Genomic DNA, 18905 nt, shown 5'->3' with positions numbered 1-18905 from the left:
GACTTACACCTTTTTCTGCGCGATTTGCGCGAACAGACCACCGGGGCGCAGGATCAGCACGAGCAGCATCAGCGCATAGGGCGCGATCTGGGAATAGCCCGATGGGGCGTAGCGCGCCGCGAACTGCTCGATCACGCCGATCAGCAGGCCGCCCAGCAAGGCCCCGGGCAAGCTGCCGAACCCGCCGATCACAGCCGCCGCGAACGCCTTGATCCCGAACAGCAGCCCCACCGAAGGCTCCACCGCGCCCTTGGCCGCGAACAACACGCCCGCGATGGCGGATACGACGCCGGACAGGCCCCAGACGATGGAGTTCACGCGCTTCACCGGGATGCCCATATAGTAAGCCGCCATCTGGTTTTGCGATGACGCCTGCATCGCCACGCCCAGACGTGTGCGGCCAAAGAACAGCCACAGCACGAAGGTCAGCCCACAGGTCGCCAGAATGATCAGCAGGTCCGCGACCGCCAGCGTCAGACCGCCCAGCGACAGGATTTCCCCCGCGAAGGGCGTCTCCAGCGACACCGGATCATAGCCCCAGATCGTTCCCGCAACGAAGCGCAGCACGAAGCCGAGGGCGATGGTCAGGACCACCATGGCGAATTGCGGTTGGCCGAAAATGGCGCGCAGCACGAACCGGTCCAGCGCATAGGCGATCAGGCCCAGACACAGCGACGCGGCCACCAGCCCCAGCAGGAACGGCAGGTCGCCCCGGTCCTCGTTGATGAACGCGATGCCCAGAAACGCGCCGAACATCAGCATATCGCCCTGCGCGAAGTTCACGGCCTCGGACGCCTTGTAGATCAATACGAAACCGAGCGCGACCAGACCGTAGATACAGCCGTTCGCAACACCGCCGATAAGCAGTTGCAGCGCATCCATCCTGCGCGATCCTCCCTGTTGGGGCCCGGTCGTTAATCGCCATGGCCTCCGTGACCTGAGCATGACAAAGAGGCTTTCGTTTGCAAGAGGGTATCGCGCACTTTTGTTTCGTGACGTTAGGGAAACCCTGTCTGAGCTACAGCTCCCCAACAGGTGCAAGTCCTCCGAAACGCACACTGTTCTCAGCCATCCACATCCGTAGCAATGCGGGCGCGGAGCATTCGCCCAATCTCAGGGCATTCGCCCTAACGCTTGTGGGTTTGCCATGTGCGCACTATGCTTACCCCAAGTCACTTCGGCAAAGTGCCGAGTGTCAGAGCACAGGAGATCCACATGTCGGTTCGTGCAGAAATTCAAGCAGTAACAGACCGGATCGTCGAACGGTCCACGCCCCTTCGCGAACCCTATCTGGACCGAATGCGGCGGGCCGTCGATCAGGGGCCGAATCGAACCGCGCTGTCCTGCGGAAACATGGCGCACGTAACCGCCGGATGCGGACCGCAGGACAAGGAATCCCTCAGCTTCACGCCCGTGGCGAATATCGGCATCATCACCGCCTATAACGACATGCTGTCGGCGCATAAGCCCTATGAAACCTATCCCGAGCTGATCCGGCAGACTGCCCGTGCGGCGGGCGGTGCGGCGCAGGTCGCGGGCGGGGTGCCTGCGATGTGCGACGGCGTCACGCAGGGGCAACCGGGCATGGAGTTGTCGCTGTTCTCACGAGATGTGATCGCGCTGGCCGCCGGGGTCGGGCTCAGCCACAATGCGTTCGACGCTGCGATGTTTCTAGGCATCTGCGACAAGATCGTGCCCGGTCTGGTGATCGCCGCCGCGACGTTCGGGCATATCCCGTCGGTCTTCGTGCCCGCAGGGCCGATGCCGTCGGGCCTTCCCAATGATGAGAAGGCCGCCGTGCGCCAGCAATTCGCCAAGGGCGAGGTTGGCCGGGATGAGTTGATGAAGGCGGAGATGGCCTCCTACCACTCGCCAGGCACCTGCACCTTCTACGGCACGGCAAACACCAACCAGATGCTGATGGAGTTCATGGGCCTGCACCTGCCCGGCGCCTCCTTCGTCAATCCCGACACCGACCTGCGCGAGGCCCTGACCACCGCCGCCACCAAGCGGGCGTTGCAGATCACCGCAGGCGGCAACGCGTTCACGCCGGTGGGTGAGGTTCTGAACGAAAAGGCATTCGTCAACGGCATGGTCGGGCTGAACGCCACCGGCGGCTCGACCAATCTGATTCTGCACATGGTTGCCATGGCGCGCGCGGCGGGCATCGCCATCACGTGGGAGGACATGAGCGACATCTCCTCCGTCACGCCCTCGATGGCAAAGGTCTATCCCAACGGTCTGGCCGATGTGAACCAGTTCCACGCGGCGGGCGGCCTGCAATACATGATCCGTGAGCTGCTGTCCGAGGGGCTGGTCCACGACGACGTGCTGACCATCGTCGGGCGCGGCCTGCACCATTACACCAAGGAACCCACCATCCAGAGCGGTGAGATCGAGTGGGTGGAGGCACCGGAGAAATCCGGCAATGACATGATCCTGCGCCCCGTTTCCGCCCCGTTCCAGAAAACCGGCGGTCTGACCCTGCTGCGCGGCAATCTCGGCACCGCCGTCATCAAGACCTCCGCCGTGAAGCCGGAGCGCCGGGTGGTTGAGGCCCCTGCCCGCATTTTCCACTCGCAGGAGGACGTGAAAACCGCCTTTCAGGCCGGGGAATTGAACCGGGACGTGATCGTCGTCGTGCGCTTTCAGGGCCCGAAGGCGAACGGAATGCCCGAACTGCACTCCCTCACCCCGCCGCTGGGCGTCTTGCAGGACAAGGGGTTCAAGGTCGCCCTCGTCACCGATGGCCGCATGTCCGGCGCATCGGGCAAGGTGCCCGCCGCCATTCACCTCAGCCCCGAGGCCGCCGATGGCGGGGCCATCGCCCGGCTGCGCGACGGTGACATCCTGCGCGTCGATGGTGAGGCCGGTACGCTGGAGGTGATCGGCGTCGATCTGGAAGCGCGTGAGGTCGTGACCGCCGATCTGACCGGCAATTCCTTCGGCATCGGGCGGGAGTTGTTCGAGACGTTTCGCCAGAATGTCGGCCGTGCCGCTGGCGGCGCCAGCGTCCTGCACCCCGAACCCGTCGCATGATGTCGTTCCCGCCGGTGCCCCCGGCGGGAAAATCGCAAGACTTCCGAAAGCGCAAGGAAACACAATGACCCTGTCCACCTACGATCTCGCCCGTTCCGCCCCGATGATCCCGGTCATCGTCATCGAGGATATCGCCCATGCCGTTCCACTGGCGCAGGCGCTGGTGGCTGGCGGCATCAAGGTGCTGGAGGTGACGCTGCGCACCCCCGTGGCACTGGACGCGATCCGCGAGATCATCGCCAATGTTCCAGGCGCCATCGTCGGCGCTGGCACGCTGCGAACCCCGGCGGATGTCGATGCCTGTCTGAAGGCCGGCTGCGCCTTCGGCGTGTCCCCCGGCGCGCCCGATGCGCTGATGCAGGCCGTCGCCACGAACAAGTTCCCGTTCCTTCCCGGCTGCGCCACCCCGACCGAGGCGATGAGGCTCGCCGATCAGGGGCATGAGGTGCTCAAGTTCTTCCCGGCTTCGGCGGCCGGCGGCGCGCCGATGCTCAAGGCGCTGTCGAGCCCGCTGCCCGACGTGAAGTTCTGCCCAACCGGCGGTGTCAGCCTCGACAATGCGAAGGATTATCTGGACCTGCCCAATGTCATCACCGTGGGCGGCAGCTGGGTCGCCCCCGTGCATCACATGATCGCCGGGGATTGGGACGCGATCGAGCAGATTGCGCGCAATACGGCGGCGACACTGGGCAATCGCTGACACCAGATGCCAGCCCCCGCACCTGGGGGCTTGGCGCATCGGGGGCGGGGCGATAGGGTCACGTTCGATGCAACAGCCGGGATTGCCCATGCGGATCGCTTTCTTCCTTCCCCTGACCTTGATGATCGCATGTACGCCCCCCGGTCAGGACCGGCCGGATCCGCGCAGCCTCTCCGCTCATGTCAGCCCGCGTGCGGGATGTGGTGTCCCCACATTGGCGGGTGGTGAGGCCGGTATCGGCTATGCCGGAATTCCCGCCACCCAATCGGCGCTGCTGGGACGCTGGGTCGATGGCGTGTGGGGCGATACCGGGGCCTGCCACGCCCTGACCGTCGAACAGATCGCCACCGATGGCAGCGTCACCGCGACATTCGCCACCGGGGCCAGCGCAGTGGCCCCGCCGACCGCGCGGCGTGTGACGGGGCATGTGGATGCGGAGGGTGTGCTGGAACTGGAACTGCCCGATGGCAGTCGTGCGATCTACGCGCTGGACGGCGCGATTCTGCGCGGTGCTCATTTCAGGAACGAAGTGATGCGCCCCGTTGCCCTGACCCGGGGATAAACGCGACAACGACCGGTTAGCGCAGAACGCGAGCACGACGCTTCGGCGTTAGCCACCCGAAATCGGAACACGACGCGGTTCGGCCCAAACTGTCCCACGTGCCAAACACGTGGACCAAAAAACCTCAACATTTCAATGGCGAAAGGCTGCATGGTAGGCCCGGCAGGACTTGAACCCGCAACCAAAGCGTTATGAGCGCTCTGCTCTAACCAGTTGAGCTACAGGCCCCCGCAGCGGTCCGACGGATACCAGACCGGGCACGGGCGTCAAGCATGATCGCGTCGTTGAGCCTGCCCACCAGCCGGGCTAAGGTCCCACGAACCGAAGGAGAGCCGATGTCCACCACCCCCCGCACCCCCTATCTGGGGACCTATATGATCTGGCTGCTGGTCGGCGTGATCGGCTGTATCGTTGTGCTGAACGCGCTGAGCCTGATCTTCGGCGTGGCGGTGGGCGGAGGTGCGATGGCCGCGATACCGCCAATGCTTGCAGCTATGAAGGTGGGTGAGAAGTGGGCGAGGGAACGCGGCGTCGTTCCCCCATCGGATCAGGCATGGCGCTGGTCGATCGTTGCCGCCATCGCCGCCCTGGCGTTCGAGATATTGGCCACTTTGCTGTATCTGGCCAGCATGGGCGGGCCCGTCACGTGGAGCCTTGCGGCGATTCTGGCCATGGGGCTGGCCCTGTTCACCGTCGTGGTCATTTTCATCAATCGCTACTTCCTGGTCCTGTACGCAAAGCGGGTATTGAAGGTGAAGTGATGGACAGCCCCCGCCGCCGCCGCTAAACGGTCGCCAAGCAATCTGAGCGAGGGCGCCATGAGCAAACTGACCTATGCCGCAGCCGGTGTGGATATCGATGCGGGCAATGCGCTCGTCGACCGGATCAAGCCTGCGGCGAAGTCCACGGACCGCGCGGGCGTAATGGCCGGTCTGGGCGGTTTCGGCGGTCTGTTCGATCTGAAGGCGGCGGGTTATTCCGACCCGGTTCTGGTCGCCGCGACCGACGGGGTCGGCACCAAGCTGCGCATCGCCATCGACACCGGCCATGTGGCGGGCGTGGGCATTGACCTGGTGGCGATGTGCGTCAACGATCTGATCTGTCAGGGAGCGGAGCCGCTGTTCTTCCTCGATTATTTCGCCACCGGCAAGCTGAACGTCGAGGAAGCCGCGCAAGTGGTTCAGGGCATCGCAGAGGGCTGCCGCCTGTCGGGTTGTGCACTGATCGGCGGTGAGACGGCGGAAATGCCGGGCATGTATCATGACGGCGATTTCGACCTTGCGGGTTTCAGCGTCGGCGCGATGGAGCGTGGCACCGCCCTGCCCGCCGGTGTCGGTGTCGGTAACGTGCTGCTGGGTCTGGAATCGTCAGGCGTGCATTCCAACGGCTACAGTCTGGTGCGCCGGATTGTGGCGGATGCGGGCCTGGGCTGGGACGCACCGTTCGGTGACGGAACGCTGGGTGAGGCCTTGCTGACGCCCACGCGCCTTTACGTAAAGCAGGCTCTGTCCGCGATCCGCGAGGGCGGCGTTCACGCGCTGGCTCACATTACCGGCGGCGGTCTGACGGAAAACCTGCCGCGCGCCCTGCCAAAGGATTGCGGCGTGCGGGTGAACCTCGACGCAATCACCCTGCCCCCGATTCTGGATTGGCTGATATCCAAGGCCGATCTGGATCAGGCAGAGGCGCTGAAAACCTTTAACTGCGGTGTCGGCATGGTCCTGATTGTGGCGGAGGGCGCGGTAGAGAATGTCACCGCCGCGCTGGAGGATCACGGCGAAAACGTCCTGCATCTGGGGGAGGTCGTCACGGGTGAGGGTGTCTCCTATACCGGATCGCTGCGGTGAAACGTGTCGCGATCCTGATCAGCGGCGGCGGCTCGAACATGCTGCGCCTTCTGGACGGAATGCGTGACGGGGCGATCGACGCGCAACCGGTCCTCGTCCTGTCCAACAAGGTTGACGCCGGCGGCATCGCCAAGGCCGCCGCGCGCGATGTTCCCACGAAGGTCCTTCCGCATGTCGATTACGCCAAGCGCGAGGATTTCGACGCCGCGCTGCATGATGCCCTGATCGACGCGCGGCCCGACATCATCTGCCTTGCCGGTTTCATGCGCATTCTGACGCCGGGCTTCACGGCAAAGTGGGAAGGTCGGATGATCAACATCCACCCATCGCTCCTGCCGCTGTTCCGGGGGCTTCACACCCATCGCCGCGCCATCGAAGCGGGCGTAGCCGTGCATGGCTGCACCGTTCACGGCGTCACGGCGGAGCTGGACGACGGCCCGATCTACGGTCAGGCAACCGTACCCGTCACGCCGGCCGACACCCCCGAGACACTGGCCGCGAAGGTTCTGGTGCAGGAACACCGACTGTACCCCGCCGTCCTGTCCGAACTGTGCGCCGATCACGTTCCCCGCCTGTCGCTGGGCGCGGTTTGAGCGCCTCGGACTGGACACGGGGCGCGCGACTGGTATCTATCCCCCCAACACCCGCCCCCAATACCCGCGACGTGGCGTCACGGGACAACATGAGGAGAGTTTCATGGTCAAGGTAGCCATCAACGGCTTCGGTCGCATCGGACGCAACGTATTGCGCGGTATCATCGAGAGCGGACGCACCGATATCGAAGTCGTGGCGATCAACGATCTGGGTCCGGTCGAGACGAACGCCCACCTGTTGCGCTATGACAGCGTGCACGGTCGGTTTCCCGCCACCGTGACCGTGGACGGCGACACCATCGACGTGGGCCGCGGCCCGATCCGGGTAACCGCCATTCGCAACCCCGAGGAACTGCCCTGGTCCGACGTGGATGTGGCGCTGGAATGCACCGGCATCTTCACCGCACGTGACAAGGCGGCGATCCACCTCAAGAACGGCTCGAAGAAGGTTTTGATTTCCGCCCCCGGCGCGAATGCGGACAAGACCATCGTCTACGGTGTGAATCATGAGACGCTGACGGCGGACGATCTGGTCGTCTCGAACGCATCGTGCACCACGAACTGCCTCAGCCCCGTCGCGGACGTGCTGAATCAGGCGGTGGGCATCACCAAGGGCTTCATGACCACGATCCACTCCTATACCGGCGATCAGCCGACGCTGGACACGATGCACAAGGATTTGTATCGCGCCCGCGCCGCCGCCCTCAGCATGATCCCAACCTCAACCGGCGCGGCGAAGGCCGTGGGTCTGGTTCTGCCGGAACTGGCGGGCAAGCTGGACGGCGTCGCGATCCGTGTGCCGACGCCCAACGTCTCCGTCGTCGATCTGACCTTCGAGGCGAGCCGCGCCACCACCATCGAGGAAGTTAACGCCGCCATCCGTGAGGCCGCCGATGGCCGTCTCAAGGGGGTCCTGGGCTACACTGACGAAAGCCTGGTGTCCGTGGACTTCAACCACGATCCGCATTCCTCGATCTTCCACATGGATCAAACCAAGGTGCTGGAGGGGACCATGGTCCGCATCCTGACGTGGTATGACAACGAATGGGGTTTCTCGAACCGCATGGCCGACACGGCGGTCAAGATGGCGTCGCTGTAAGGGCACCCCATCCAAAAGTTCTCAGGGCGCACCCGACCGGTGCGCCCTTTTTCATGCCCGGCTCTTTTTCGCAACCGGCTCACAGATACCTGATTTGCAGCCTTAGGGCTTCACCCTCGTGATCCTCAGGCAGAATTTGGCGGCACTGAAATCATCTTTACCCGGATCACCGGGCCGCAGCGCCGCCTTCGAGCCGATGCGTCATTGCGTCACACAAACCACGGAAAAAAATAAGTTTTTCCACGTCCCGCGAATGCGTTACCAATACTACGCCGCAAATTCTGGGCAGAAAATGGAACGAAAGGTGTAAATCAGGGATTGTTCCGTCATGCGACGATACGCATGGAGGAGCGAGAAATGAAACAGGTTACACTTGCTGCGGTTGAAGACTACATGCAGAAGTTGGCGGCCTGCGACACTTCGGATGATGTCTGGCAGGCCTGTATCGCCTTCTTTGACAGACATAACTTCGACAAGGCCAGCTATCATGTCATGCCATTTGCCTGGGTAACGTCGGATGATGCCCTGACGATCAGGACGAATGGCTACCCGGACTCCTGGGTGAACCACTATATCGAGAACAAGTTGTGGCAAATCGACCCGATAGCGTCGACCGCGATGAACCGCTCATTGCCGTTCTGCTGGTCGTCCCTGCCGGACATGCGCAAGCTGACGGAGGTCGAGCAGAAATTCCTCGACGAGCTGGACAGCCAGGTCGAAGGCGACGGCTACGCGGTGCAGGTTTTCGGTCCGAACGGTCGCAACGGCTATTTCGGTCTGGGTCTGCACATTGACTGCGATGAAGGCAATCGGCGTGATCTGCGCGTGGTGCAGTGGGCGTGCCAGCTGACCCACCACCGTTATTGCGAGATGGAGGCCCAATCCGCCGCTCCCCTCTCCCGGCGTGAGCAGGAGGTTCTGTCATGGGTCGCGCGTGGCAAGAGCAACAGCTCCATCGCGGATATCCTGTCGATCTCCAGCTATACGGTGGATGCGTATATGCGCCGGATCTATCAAAAGCTGGGCGTGAATGACCGGGTCAGCGCGGCGATTCAGGGTTTGGGTTCAGGACTTATCAAGTCGGCCGCCTGAGGTCGCCCGCCTCGGGTACGGGACGGGCGCTGGCTGATGCTCCAGCGGCTTATGCCGTCGCCTTTGCGAAAATCGCACCGTCGCGGATACGTTCATCCGCCGGATTTATACGCTGAGTCTATCTGCTTCAGGCGAACGGTTCCCGCGCGATCCCGAGCGGGCGTTCCCCTTCGATCTGAGGTACCGAAAATATGTGTCACCGCCTCAGATGCGCGGCAACGCGAAAACTGTCTGGCATCTCGATCCGACCTTCCATGATTTCATCCACCAGAACCTGCCCGACCTTCTGTCCGATACCGAACCCGATCTTGAATGCGCCCAGTGCGGCATAAATTCCCGTGGTCCCCGGCACCCCGCCGAGCATGGGGTCGCGACCATTGGCGCGCGGGCGCAGTCCTGCCCACCGGCGCACGACCCGCGCTTGCGCAAGATGCGGACTGATGGCGCAGGCCCGTGCGATCACATCGTCCAGCAGAGCGTCAGGACCGACACCTTCAAAATGCCGCTCACTGGTTGCCCCGATGGCGACGCCACCGCCCGCATGTCCGATCAGGTACAATCCATCCGCATAGATCAGCGGCACGTCCTTCATATCCATGTCGAGCAGAGCGGCCTGACCTTTCTCCGCCCGGCCCGGAACCTCCCCAACCAAAGGTGACAGCAGATCGAAGCCCGCCACACCTGCGGCCAGAACGATTGCCTGCGCCTGACGCGTCCCTTGATCCGTCTGTACGCTGCCTGAATGTACGGCGGTTACGGTGCACCCGGTCTCAATCACTCCGCCGCCGCGACGGATCGCTTCCGCCAGTGCGAGGCACGTCAGATGGGGGTGCAACCGTCCCGTCAGGTCGTCATGCACGATGCCCGCAGGGGCTGCCTGGGGATGCAGCCAGTCGGGAAAGGCATCTGGTGGCAAGATCTGCATACGCGCCGCCGTGCCCCAGTTTTCCTTCGCATCCGCGATCCGCGAAAGCGCCCGCTCCCGTCCGATATCGTCCATCAGAGGCACCAGCCGACCAACGCGGCCATAGCCGGTGGGCAGGCCGCTCTCACGTTCGACGGTTTTCAGGGCGTCGTCCAAACCGGTCAGAGCTTCGAACTGAAACTGTTTCTTGTCCCCCCAGCGTTCGGGCATATGCGGTGCCAGGGCCCCCACGATGCCGCCGCTGGCCCCGTGGCCGACCTGAGGTCCGGCCTCCAACACCAACACACTCAATCCCCGCGCCAACGCCGCATATGCGGTCCACAAACCGAAGATTCCCGCCCCCACCACGATAATATCGGCCTTGTCGCGCGCCATTTCACATGCCACCTGTCTGAAAGTTTCCGCAAACTAGGCCGCAAGATGACCGAAAGCGACCCCCTTCGCCCCAGCCTGACCTGGCGGCAGGACGTACCCGTTTCCGAGCGGTTCGACGATCCGTATTTTTCGCGAGAGAACGGGTTGGAGGAGACGCGCCACACCTTCCTGCGCGGCAACGATCTGCCCGAACGGCTGCGTCCGGGATTTCACGTCGCCGAACTTGGCTTTGGCACCGGATTGAACCTGATGGCGCTGGCAGCCATTGCGCCCTGCCCGATCCGAATGACCTCGTTCGAGGCGTTTGCGATGGCGCCCGAGGATCTGGCCCGCGCCACGGCCCGCTGGCAGGATGATCTGGGACCGGTCCGTGCGGCGCTGCTGACGGCTTACGATCCGCGCGGCGGCACGTTCCAGATCGGCCCCGTCACATTGACCCTGCTGATCGGTGAGGCGGCGACGACCCTGCCCGACTGGACCGGCACCGCCGACGCATGGTTCCTCGACGGGTTCGCGCCTGCCCGCAATCCTGATCTCTGGTCCGATGATCTGATGCAACAAGTGGCACGCCACACCAGCTCGGGCGGCACATTCGCGACCTATACCAGCGCGGGGGCCGTGCGCCGCGCCTTGGGTGCCGCTGGCTTTACCGTTCGCAAGGTTCCGGGATTCGGTCGCAAGCGCGATATGAGCGTCGGTCGTCTGGACGCCTCGCCAAGCTCAAAAACCGAACGATAGAGCGTCTGATGCGTTGCACTGCGAAACATAAGGGAACGTCCATGATCCGCACGATTACCAAAGCAATTGCCGCCACCGCCCTGCTCAGCGCCTGCACAACACCGGTGGCGGAGGTTGAAAGCGGGCCGCGCGTGTCCGGTACGCTGGGCTTCGTTTCGCAATGTACCGTACTGGAATCGCAGGCGGTCAAGGTCAGTGTTCCGGTAGATGGCAATGGCAAGGTGCTCGGCTCGCTGGGCGGCGGTCTGGCCGGAACCATTCTGGGACCGGTCGGCACCGCCGGTGGTGCCGCTGCCGGTGCGGCGGCCGGAACGGTCGCGGATCGCTATTTCGCCCGTGTCGATGGCGTGGAATATATCGTGCGGCGCGACGACGCGGCCGAATTGTCCGTGACGCAGGACCTCGGCCCGGGGGAGAGTATCCTGCCCGCCGGGGCCGAGTGTCGGATCCGCACGGATCAGACCAGCGGAACGGCCCGCATCCTGCCGCCCCAGTCCCAGCCATGATCCCGGCCCCGTCCGGCGGAACGTCGCTACTGCACCGCCTCGACCTCTACCGCTTCGACCTTGCAGGCTGAAAATTTGAACTCGGGGATCTTGCCGTAGGGGTCCAGCGCCGGGTTGGTCAGCACATTCGCTGCGGCCTCGACAAAGGCGAAGGGCAGGAACATCATGTCCGGCGCCACCGCGCGGTCCGCCCGCGCCATCAACTCGACCGACCCGCGCCGCGTCGTCAGCCGCACCATGCCCCCCGGCTCGGTTCCCAGCTTGCGCAAGGTGGACGGATGCAGCGAGCAATTTGCCTCCGGCTCCACCCCGTCCAACACGGTTGAGCGGCGGGTCATGGAACCTGTGTGCCAATGCTCCAACTGCCGCCCGGTGGTCAGGATCATCGGATAATCCGCATCCGGCACCTCATCAGGTGCGATGACACTGGCCGGGGTGAATTTCGCGCGGCCCTCGGCCCGGGGAAAGGCATCGCCGAAGACCACCGCCTCACCGGGCTGGTCGGGTCCGTGGACCGGATAGGTTACGGCATTCTCACGCTCCAACCGCTCCCACGTGATGTTGTCCAAACTGCGCATGTTCCGCTTCATCTCACTGAAAATCTCGGAGGGATGGGTGTAGGGCCAATCCAGACCCAGGCGTCGCGCCAGTTCGGTGGTGATCCACCAATCCTCACGCGCGTCACCGGGCATCGGCACGGCAGGGCGGCCCATCTGCACCTGCCGGTTCGTGTTGGTGACGGTGCCGGTCTTTTCCGCCCAGGCGCTTGCAGGCAGGATCACATCCGCGAAGTTCGCGGTTTCCGTCAGGAAGATATCCTGCACCACCAGATGATCCAGCTTGGCCAGCGCATCGCGGGCATGTTCGACATCGGGGTCTGACATCGCGGGATTCTCGCCCAGAATATACATGCCGCGAATGTCGCCCGCATGAACCGCGTCCAGAATCTCGGTCACGGTCAGTCCGTCTTCGCCACTGAAATCGCCGGAATTCCACACCTGGGTAAAGGCGGAGCGGACGCCGTCATCACCCACGGTCTGATAGTCGGGCAGAAACATCGGCACCAGCCCGGCATCCGAGGTGCCCTGCACGTTGTTCTGCCCGCGCAGCGGATGCAGGCCGGTCCCCGGTCGCCCGATATGACCGCACATCAATGCGAGTGAGATCAGGCACCGCGAATTGTCCGTGCCATGGATGTGCTGGCTGATCCCCATGCCCCAGAAGATCATGCCCGCCTTGCCGCCCGCGAAATCCCGCGCGACGGCGCGCAGGGTTTGCGCGTCAATACCGCACAGCGCGCTCATCTTCTCGGGCGTGAAGCCCTTCAGATGCGCGACCATCGCGTCGTAATCTTCGGTCATGGCCTCGATATATTTCCGGTCGGTCAGCCCTTCCTCGACGATCACGTGCATGATCGCGTTGAGCATCGAGACATCGGCACCGGGGCGGAATTGCAGCATGTGGGTCGCGTGGCGTTTCAGCGCCTGCCCGCGCGGATCCATCACGATCAGCTTGCCGCCACGCTTCGCGAACTGCTTGAAGTATGTGGCCGCAACCGGATGGTTTTCCACGGGATTCGCGCCGATCACGATGGCAACATCCGCGTTCTCGATCTCATTGAACGTGGCTGTCACGGCCCCCGATCCGACATTCTCGATCAACGCCGTGACGGATGAGGCATGACACAGCCGCGTACAGTGATCGACATTGTTGTGACCAAAGCCCTGCCGGATCAATTTCTGAAACAGATAGGCCTCCTCGTTCGAGCACTTGGCCGAACCGAAGCCAGCGATCTGCCGTCCGCGCCCCTTCATGCCATCGGCGGCGAAGGCCAGCGCCTCCTCCCACGTCGCCTCACGGAAGGTGTCCAGCGGCCGCGCCGGATCGACGTTCAGCCCCTTGGGCATCCCCTCGCGCCGGATCAGGGGTTTGGTCAGGCGGTGATCGTGACTGATATAGTCGAAACCGAACCGCCCCTTGACGCAGAGGCGGTTTTCGTTCGCCGGGCCGCCCGCACCATCGACATAGACGATGCGCTCCTCCTTGATCTTGAACGAAATCTGGCAGCCGACGCCGCAATAGGGGCAGACGGATTGCACCTCGCGGTCGTAATCGGCGCTGTCGCCCACCTGACCGGCATCGACGATTTTGGCGGGCATAAGCGCCCCGGTCGGGCACGCCTGCACGCATTCGCCGCAGGCCACGCAAGTGCTGTCCCCCATCGGGTCATCGAAATCGAAGACGACCTGCGCGTCATGCCCCCGCCCCGCCATGCCGATCACGTCATTGACCTGAACCTCGCGGCATGCGCGGACACACAGGTTGCAATGGATGCAGGCATCCAGATTGACGCGCATCGCCACGTGACTGTCATCGAGCAGCGGGATCCGGTCCACCTCGATGGTGGGATAGCGGCTGTGCGCAACGCCCTGCGCGTCCGCCATGTCCCAGAACTGGCTGGAGCGATCATGCGCAGCAGCCCGGTCCGGCTGATCGGCCATCAGCAACTCGATCACACCCTTACGCGCCGCGATGGCACGGTCAGAGGCGGTTCGGACCTCCATCCCTTCCTCAGGCTCGCGTATGCATGCGGCCGCCAGAACCCGTTCGCCCGCGATCTCAACCATGCAGGCACGACAGTTCCCGTCAGGGCGATAGCCGGGTTCGGGGCGGTGGCACAGGTGCGGGATCCGCAGGCCGCGACCGTTCGCGACCTCCCATATCGTGTCCCCGGCGGCGGCGGTCACGGTCTGCCCGTCCAGCGTGAAGGTGATGCGATCGGTCATGGGGCGCCTCCGGTAAATCAGTGGGCTGATTAAAGCACCGACGCCCCCCGGGGGGAATGCGCATCACGACCCCAACGCGGCCATTTACGCCAGCCGGCCAATCCGTTCAGGCAGGCCATAACCTTTCAGACTGGTTCGTTTTGTCTGCGGCAGCGCACGCGGTGAACCGCCCCGGGATTACTCCACCGGCACCGTCGCCAGCATCGAGGGACGCTGCGAAAACGTCTCGTACCACGCGGCGAGCGCGGGCCGCCCCTCACGCCACGCACCGACGGGTTGGCGAAAATCGAGGTAGCCCAAGGCGACGCCAATCGCGATCTGCCCCATATCGAGCGGACCATGCAGGTGAGCCAGCCAGCGGGCTTCCAGTGCATCCAGAGCGCGCACCACCTTCGCCGCCTGCCCATCGCGCCAGCCGTGATTCCACTGCGCCTCATCGCGCAGGCGCACCTCATAGACCCACAGCAGCGCCGCATCCAGCATTCCGTCCGCCGTCGCCTCCAACGTCAATGTCTCCCACCGGCGGGTGCCCGTGGGGTAGAGGTTCGTGCCCCACAGATCGTCGAGATAGGCGCAGATGACCCGGCTGTCATACAGCGCGGGGCCATCGGGCCGAACCAGACACGGGATTTTTCCCAGCGGATTGACGGAAACCGGCAGCGTGCCGGGGCTCACAGCGGTTCCCGCCACGTAGTCGAGCGTCAGGGCATCGACCTGTCCGGCCTCATGCGCCAGAACCATTACCTTGCGGCAATAGGGGGATGTCTTGCTGTCGTAGAGTTTCATCGAATCGTCTCTCCGCTGGTTCGGGGGCTGCGATCATCGGTCAGGAACTGCGATCGTCGGGTTACTGTGCAGCGTCCTGATGCCTTCGGCGAGGATATTTGGAGAAAGTGAACTGGTCAGGTGCCATTCTGCCGTTGCAGCGCCATCGACTCGATGCCCCGGAACATCGCCCGCGCCGCGACCCGGACGGATGGCACGAATTCGGGCACGACATGTTGGAATTCCGGTTCGTTCATCACGGATTTCACGTGGGCCGGTGGGTGCGTCATCGGGTAGAGGCCCGCGACCAGCACGAAGATCATGCGCATACCGCGCCGGCTTTCCTCGGGCGTCCAGTGGGGGATCGCGCGTCGAATGGCCTGCGAGACTTCCTCGCTACAGGCGTTCAGGCGGCGCTTGACCGCGCGGATGGTATCACCCGTGATATTGTGTTCGAGCGTCGAGGCCATCCGGCTGGTCAGCAGGCACAAACGCGGGCGATCGGTGAACCCTTCCGAGATCAGATCCGAAACCCGATCCACATCCATCGGCCCCGTCACCACATCCGTCAGTGCCGCGCACATGACCTGCACGTCCGAGATCATCAACTCCAGCAGGATTTCCTCACGGCTTTCGAAATAGCGGTAGAGACCGGATTTGACGACGCCTGCCTCCTGCGCGATGGCGTTGAGCGACGTGTCGTTGAACCCCTCACGATCCAGCACATTCGCCGCCGCATCGAGGATCATTCGACGGCGAAGCTCCTTGTGTTCGGGTGAACGGGCGCGTTGAAAGGACTGGCTCATGTTTTCATACGTAATATGCCGCTCGTCGGTCGGCAAGGGAATTAAGGAACTGCGGTTCTCTTATTGACATTCTGCACGCAGATGGCGTCTATCACCACATGACAGGTGATTGGAGGGTCAGGCAATGCGTTTGAACGTAAACGGACAGAATTACGAGATCGACGCGGATCCGCAAATGCCTCTGCTCTGGGTCTTGCGGGATCTGATGAACATCAAGGGCCCCAAATTCGGGTGCGGCGTCGCCGCCTGTGGCGCGTGCACCGTGTTGATGGACGGACTGCCTATCCGCTCCTGCTCGTACCCGGTGGAACAGGCCTCGGGCCGTATCACCACAATCGAGGGGATTTCCAACGGCGCGACCCTGCACCGTGTGCAGGAAGCATGGATCGAACATAACGTGCCGCAATGCGGGTATTGCCAATCCGGACAGATCCTCGCCGCGGTGGCCCTGCTCGATGAAGTCCCACAGCCCACGGATGCGGATATCGACACCGCGATGACCAACCTTTGCCGCTGCGGCACCTATCCGCGCATCAAGGCCGCGATCAAGGCCGCAGCCGGAATGGAGTCCTGAAGATGGCACGAAATCGCAGATCGACAGCAGGCAAGATCGTTCGCCGCACCTTCCTCGGCCTGGGGGCGGCGGCCATAGGCGGGGTTGCCCTTGGCGTCTGGGCCGTCCGGCGCGAGGTGGACAATCCATTGAGCGCGGATGCGGGTGAGGCGGTCTTCAACCCCTATCTCAAGATCGCGGAGGATGGCACCATCACGGTCATTACCCCCCGTGCCGAAATGGGTCAGGGTGTGCACACGACCCTTGCCGCCATGGTGGCGGAGGAGCTGGACGTGGCGACGACGGACCTGACGCTGGAAACGGGGCCGCCCTCGGCTGCCTATTACAACTCCGCCATGATGGCGGAGAGCGCATTCCCACCGCATTTCGAACGTGGACTGGCGGCTGGGGCGCAGCGCACGATGATGGAAAGCATGGGCAAGGTGCTGGGGCTGCAGGTCACCGGCGGCTCCTCCTCGATCATCGACGGCTATGACAAGATGCGGGAGGCCGGCGCCACCGCCCGCGCCGCGCTGGTTTCCGCCGCCGCTGCCAGATGGGGCGTGGGCGCCGACACCTTGCAAACGGCGCAGGGCCGCGTTGTCCACCCGGCGTCCGACCGGTCGTTCAGCTATGGCGAGCTGGCCCTGGACGCCGCGACGGTCGAGGTGGACACGCCCCGTTTGCGCGCACGATCCGACTGGAAGGTTCTGGGCAAATCCCAGCCCCGCGCCGAAATTGAGCGCAAGGTCACCGGTGCCCCGATCTTCGGCATCGACGTGGACCTGCCCTCGATGCTGTACGGCACCGTTGCGATCAGCCCCCGGTTCGGCGCGAAGGCGATCAGCGTGAACATGGACGCGGCGCGTGCCGTGCGCGGCGTGCAGGATGTGGTGGAAATCGACACCCAGACCGGCAGCGGGTTCGGCATCATTGCCGACAACACCTGGGCCGCATTCGAGGGTGCGCGCGCGCTGGAGGTGGAGTGGGGACCGGCCACATATCCCGCCGACGACGCCGCGATAGACGCAGCCCTGATCCGCGCCATAGAGGCAGAGCCGAGCCATGCGCTGATGGACAAGGGCGACGTCGATACCGCATTCACCGATCCGCAGGGCACAGTGGTCGAGGCGGAATACGCCGTCCCCTATCTGGCCCATGCCACGATGGAGCCTATGAACGCTACGGCGCAATTCGCCGATAACACCCTGACGATCTGGACCGGAACGCAGGCGCCCGGCATCGTCCAGTCGCGCTGCGCGCTTTTGGCGGGGATCGACAAGGAAAACGTCGTCGTCAATCAACTGTTTCTGGGCGGTGGTTTCGGCCGGCGGGGTGAGGTTGATTATTCCCTCTACGCCACGGCGCTGGCGATGCATGTGCAGGGCCGCCCGATCAAGGTGACCTGGACGCGTGAGGAAGACATGCGTCACGACACCTATCGCCCAGCCGCGCTCGGCCGGTTCCGTGCCGTGGTCCCGGCGAACGGCGCGGCCACCGCCGTGGAAATGAAGATCGCCGCCCCCTCGATCATTGCCAGCGTTGTGGGCCGGACCTATCCCGACTTGCCGATGGGGGGACCGGACAAGACAATTACCGATGGCGCCTACAATCAGCCGGTGATGATCGACAACCACCGCGTATCCGGACACGTTGCCGATATCGCCATTCCGACGGGTTTCTGGCGATCCGTGGGCAACAGCTACAACGGATTCTTCCATGAGGGGTTCATGGATGAAATGGCCGAGGCATCGGGGCTGGACCCCCTCGCCTTCCGCTTGGCCATGATGGGCGATGATGCGCGCCTCGCCCCCGCACGGCTGTGTCTGGAGAAGGTCGCGCAGATGTCTGGTTTCGCGCAGCCCCGCGCCGCGGGCAAGGGGATCGGCATCGCGCATGTCCTCAGCTTCGGAAGCTGGGTCGCCATGGCGGTGCAGGTCGATACAACCGACGATATCCGGATCGAGAACGTCTGGATCGCCGCCGATCCGGGCACGGTGCTGGACCCGCGCAACTTCCGCGATCAGATGATCTCGGGCGCGATCTTCGGATTCGGGCAGGCTCTTGGGCAGGAAATCACCTTTGCCGACGGGCGGGTGGAACAGGAGAATTTCTGGGACTATCCCATGCTGTCCATGGGTCAGACCCCGAAGTTCGAGGTCGAGATCCTGCAAAATGCCGACCATATCGGCGGCGCGGGTGAGATCGGCACGCCACCTGCGGCCCCGGCGCTGGCGGGTGCGATCCATGATGCAACGGGCCAGCGTTTGCGCCGGATGCCATTCACACGCGATGTGGCATTCCGACAGGTATGACGCGATATTCCGCACTCCGGTCCATCCGGGGGGCGGCCTGATTTTTCCAACCTGGCGCACGGGGTCGCATCCCCAGTACTCTGTCGCCAATATCGGACTGCGCGGACCCGGAAATGCCCGAAGCTCTACTAGGGCCTGTCCCCATAATCAGGCTTCCCCATTCGTTCGTCGCGTGATTCAGTATCTCCGACAGAGGAGGTTGTG

Annotated in this window: 17 protein-coding genes and 1 tRNA gene; 12 read left to right on the top strand and 6 right to left on the bottom strand. The window is 63.7% G+C overall.

The window, feature by feature from the left end:
* Positions 1–3 precede the first annotated feature (3 nt).
* Positions 4–882: a branched-chain amino acid ABC transporter permease gene (locus H1S03_RS14615; protein ID WP_166191716.1), complete on the bottom strand. Its 879-nt coding sequence runs from the start codon at positions 880–882 to the stop codon at positions 4–6.
* A gap of 333 nt (positions 883–1215) precedes the next feature.
* Between H1S03_RS14615 and edd the strand changes: the two genes are divergently transcribed.
* From edd to H1S03_RS14600, 3 genes are all read left to right on the top strand, one after another.
* Positions 1216–3039, top strand: coding sequence for a phosphogluconate dehydratase (gene edd / locus H1S03_RS14610; protein WP_185805056.1), 1824 nt, complete (start codon positions 1216–1218; stop codon positions 3037–3039).
* A 64-nt stretch (positions 3040–3103) separates the two neighbouring features.
* On the top strand, positions 3104–3739 hold the full coding sequence (gene eda, locus H1S03_RS14605) for a bifunctional 4-hydroxy-2-oxoglutarate aldolase/2-dehydro-3-deoxy-phosphogluconate aldolase (RefSeq protein WP_185805055.1): 636 nt from the start codon (positions 3104–3106) through the stop codon (positions 3737–3739).
* Positions 3740–3827: 88 nt separating this feature from the next.
* Positions 3828–4301 (top strand): hypothetical protein, encoded by a 474-nt coding sequence (locus tag H1S03_RS14600; RefSeq protein WP_185805054.1) that lies wholly within the window; start codon positions 3828–3830, stop codon positions 4299–4301.
* Between the two features lie 151 nt (positions 4302–4452).
* On the opposite strand, the gene H1S03_RS14595 is transcribed toward H1S03_RS14600, so the two are convergent.
* Positions 4453–4529 (bottom strand) — tRNA-Ile (locus H1S03_RS14595).
* A gap of 107 nt (positions 4530–4636) precedes the next feature.
* On the opposite strand from H1S03_RS14595, the gene H1S03_RS14590 reads away from it, so the two are divergent.
* The 5 genes from H1S03_RS14590 (at position 4637) to H1S03_RS14570 (ending at position 8932) form a co-directional block, all read left to right on the top strand.
* On the top strand, positions 4637–5062 hold the full coding sequence (locus H1S03_RS14590) for an ABZJ_00895 family protein (RefSeq protein WP_185805053.1): 426 nt from the start codon (positions 4637–4639) through the stop codon (positions 5060–5062).
* A 57-nt stretch (positions 5063–5119) separates the two neighbouring features.
* A complete protein-coding gene (purM, locus tag H1S03_RS14585; RefSeq protein ID WP_185805052.1) occupies positions 5120–6148 on the top strand; it encodes a phosphoribosylformylglycinamidine cyclo-ligase in 1029 nt (342 codons plus the stop codon).
* Positions 6145–6741, top strand: a complete 597-nt coding sequence (gene purN, locus H1S03_RS14580) for a phosphoribosylglycinamide formyltransferase (protein WP_185805051.1) — start codon at positions 6145–6147, stop codon at positions 6739–6741. Before purM ends, purN begins: the two co-directional genes overlap by 4 nt.
* Positions 6742–6844: 103 nt before the next feature.
* Complete coding sequence (gene gap, locus H1S03_RS14575) at positions 6845–7840, top strand: type I glyceraldehyde-3-phosphate dehydrogenase (RefSeq protein WP_166191738.1); 996 nt, start codon at positions 6845–6847, stop codon at positions 7838–7840.
* 357 nt (positions 7841–8197) lie between these two features.
* Positions 8198–8932 (top strand): helix-turn-helix transcriptional regulator, encoded by a 735-nt coding sequence (locus H1S03_RS14570; RefSeq protein WP_185805050.1) that lies wholly within the window; start codon positions 8198–8200, stop codon positions 8930–8932.
* A gap of 196 nt (positions 8933–9128) precedes the next feature.
* Here H1S03_RS14570 and H1S03_RS14565 read toward each other — a convergent pair whose 3' ends face one another.
* Entirely contained in the window at positions 9129–10232 is a 1104-nt protein-coding gene (locus H1S03_RS14565; RefSeq protein ID WP_185805049.1) for an NAD(P)/FAD-dependent oxidoreductase, read from the bottom strand.
* A 45-nt stretch (positions 10233–10277) separates the two neighbouring features.
* Here H1S03_RS14565 and mnmC2 point away from each other — a divergent pair, with 45 nt between their 5' ends.
* Together mnmC2 and H1S03_RS14555 are read left to right on the top strand one after the other, a co-directional pair.
* Positions 10278–10970 carry a tRNA (5-methylaminomethyl-2-thiouridine)(34)-methyltransferase MnmC2 gene (gene mnmC2 / locus H1S03_RS14560; RefSeq protein ID WP_185805048.1) on the top strand — a complete coding sequence of 231 codons (693 nt, stop codon included), beginning with the start codon at positions 10278–10280 and terminating at the stop codon, positions 10968–10970.
* Between the two features lie 41 nt (positions 10971–11011).
* Positions 11012–11476, top strand: a complete 465-nt coding sequence (locus tag H1S03_RS14555; RefSeq protein WP_185805047.1) for a hypothetical protein — start codon at positions 11012–11014, stop codon at positions 11474–11476.
* A 26-nt stretch (positions 11477–11502) separates the two neighbouring features.
* On the opposite strand, the gene fdhF is transcribed toward H1S03_RS14555, so the two are convergent.
* From fdhF to H1S03_RS14540, 3 genes are all read right to left on the bottom strand, one after another.
* On the bottom strand, positions 11503–14262 hold the full coding sequence (gene fdhF / locus H1S03_RS14550; protein WP_185805046.1) for a formate dehydrogenase subunit alpha: 2760 nt from the start codon (positions 14260–14262) through the stop codon (positions 11503–11505).
* A gap of 177 nt (positions 14263–14439) precedes the next feature.
* The gene (locus H1S03_RS14545; protein ID WP_185805045.1) at positions 14440–15048 is read right to left on the bottom strand and encodes a glutathione S-transferase; all 609 of its coding nucleotides are present in this window, start codon (positions 15046–15048) and stop codon (positions 14440–14442) included.
* A 116-nt stretch (positions 15049–15164) separates the two neighbouring features.
* The gene (locus H1S03_RS14540) at positions 15165–15833 is read right to left on the bottom strand and encodes a TetR/AcrR family transcriptional regulator (RefSeq protein ID WP_185805044.1); all 669 of its coding nucleotides are present in this window, start codon (positions 15831–15833) and stop codon (positions 15165–15167) included.
* 124 nt (positions 15834–15957) lie between these two features.
* Between H1S03_RS14540 and H1S03_RS14535 the strand changes: the two genes are divergently transcribed.
* Positions 15958–16407 carry a (2Fe-2S)-binding protein gene (locus H1S03_RS14535; RefSeq protein WP_185805043.1) on the top strand — a complete coding sequence of 150 codons (450 nt, stop codon included), beginning with the start codon at positions 15958–15960 and terminating at the stop codon, positions 16405–16407.
* 2 nt (positions 16408–16409) lie between these two features.
* A complete protein-coding gene (locus H1S03_RS14530; protein WP_185805042.1) occupies positions 16410–18701 on the top strand; it encodes a xanthine dehydrogenase family protein molybdopterin-binding subunit in 2292 nt (763 codons plus the stop codon).
* Positions 18702–18905: the final 204 nt, after the last annotated feature.

Source organism: Pontivivens nitratireducens (assembly GCF_014235845.1).
GTDB lineage: Bacteria > Pseudomonadota > Alphaproteobacteria > Rhodobacterales > Rhodobacteraceae > Pontivivens > Pontivivens nitratireducens.
Note: the sequence above shows the minus strand (reverse complement) of the source record. Positions and strands in the feature narration are given on the sequence as shown.